Source organism: Streptomyces anandii JCM 4720 (genome assembly GCF_014650655.1).
GTDB lineage: Bacteria > Actinomycetota > Actinomycetes > Streptomycetales > Streptomycetaceae > Streptomyces > Streptomyces anandii.
The window spans coordinates 1-584 of the sequence record NZ_BMVJ01000115.1; the positions used below are offsets into that span (position 1 = coordinate 1).

General features: G+C 72.9%; 1 protein-coding gene. It reads right to left on the reverse strand.

Going from position 1 to position 584, the window contains the following annotated elements; all coding sequences use genetic code 11:
- Nucleotides 1–584, reverse strand: a 584-nt coding sequence (locus IE249_RS35560) for a ketoacyl-synthetase C-terminal extension domain-containing protein (protein WP_189711670.1), incomplete at both ends; no start/stop codon positions are given.

The following is a 584-nucleotide window of genomic DNA, read 5'->3' on the forward strand; positions in this document are numbered from 1 at the left end:
ACCCAAGGCACCACGGGCAGCGGCACCCGGTCCGCCACCTCGGCGGGCTCGTCGTCCTCCGCGGGGGCCTGCTCCAGAATCGTGTGCGCATTGGTGCCGCTCACTCCGAACGCCGACACCGCCGCACGACGCGGCTCACCCGTCTTGGGCCACTCCCGCGCCTCGGTCAGCAACGACACCGCACCCGCCGACCAGTCCACGTCCGGCGACGGCTCGTCCACGTGCAAGGTGCGCGGCAGCACACCGTGCCGCATCGCCATCACCATCTTGATGACGCCGCCCACACCGGCCGCCGCCTGGGTGTGTCCGATGTTGGACTTGAGGGAGCCGAGCCACAACGGGCTGTCGGCGGCGGGGCGTTCCTGGCCGTACGTGGCCAGCAGGGCCTGCGCCTCGATCGGGTCACCCAGGCGCGTACCCGTGCCGTGGGCCTCGACCACGTCGATCTCGCCGGCCGACAGCTGCGCGGCGGCCAGTGCTTGCCGGATCACGCGCTGCTGGGCCGGGCCGTTCGGGGCCGTGAGGCCGTTGCTGGCGCCGTCCTGGTTGACCGCACTGCCCCGCACCACCGCCAGCACCTGGTG